This is a genomic window from Vibrio sp. R-1 (assembly GCF_035615595.1).
GTDB classification, from domain to species: Bacteria; Pseudomonadota; Gammaproteobacteria; order Enterobacterales; family Vibrionaceae; genus Vibrio; species Vibrio cholerae.
Window position 1 is genome coordinate 1 of the sequence record NZ_WPDC01000210.1, and the last position, 1144, is coordinate 1144.

Here is a 1144-nt window from a genome sequence, read left to right on the forward strand (position 1 = left end):
GCCGATTTTAAATCTTTGCTGCTTAAGCGCGCATCACAATCATTGTTGTTGAGTGATAAAAGCAAATTTAATCGTGCGGGGGAAATTCGGATTGGTTCGCTGGCAGACGTCACGCAAGTCATAAGTGACACTTAGTGTGTAATTTTATGTTTACGCTTTGCTGCCATTAGTCAAGCACTATTGTGTGTGGTATTGATTGTTCTGTATGCTCAAGTTCAAAAAAATGAGAAATATATTTCGCCTAAAAAATAAACGATGAGTTCTATTTATAGCGCTTTATTGTAATACATTATGTGTTATCAAAACATCGTATGAAATAAAATGACGGAATATTGTCAGCATTACGTTCCACATCAAATGTATGCTTATTCACCTCGTTTTACATCGAATTTTCGTTATGGTATACCTTCCCTAGCATCTGCGGGATGTTATTTAAAATGCCCTTATATAAAACGAAGATAATTATAAATGTTAAACAACGTTCTCTTTAAATATAAATATAGAGAAATGGAGTTCGGAGTCATCGCGCAACCAATAATTGAAAATAGGACTAAGAAAGTCAGTTCTTTTGAATTACTTTCACGAAGTATCGCCATTGATTGCGTGGACAGCTTCTTCGGAACCCTTTCGGCCTCTGATGTGACAAAAGTTAGCTGCATTCAAATGAACCAGATTGCTGATCTTTTATCGGTCAGTAATAAAGGTGATAACCTGCGTGTACATGTGAATATTCATTACAAAACGCTATTTAATGCCGATTTTATAAAGTTGGCTAAAAAAATAAAATGGGTTAAATTTGCCTTTGAGATTAATGGTTTTGAATGTGATGCAGAACAGCTAATTAAATTAAAAAACGCCTTTAAAATAATTCAATCTTTTGGTCATGAAATATGGTTGGATGATCACGGCGTCAATAATGCGACAGTCAGCTTGTTACTGGACTTACCTTGGGATGGGGTCAAGATCGATAAAGAGATTGTCTGGCGCAGTTCGCAAGAGCAACTCTGCGCCTTAGTGCATTGCTGCAAATGTTATGCAGGCAAAGTGACGCTAGAAGGGGTGGAGGATGAGTATCTGCAAGACTTGTCGGTGTATGCAGGATCAGATTTTAGCCAAGGCTTTAATTGGCGCTTGTTAAATAAGG

The 1144-nt window shown here is 37.1% G+C and carries 1 protein-coding gene; it reads left to right on the top strand.

The window, feature by feature from the left end:
* Window positions 1-468: 468 nt before the first annotated feature.
* Window positions 469-1144: EAL domain-containing protein (locus GOU96_RS17670; RefSeq protein WP_324702083.1), on the top strand; the 676-nt coding region annotated here is incomplete at its 3' end.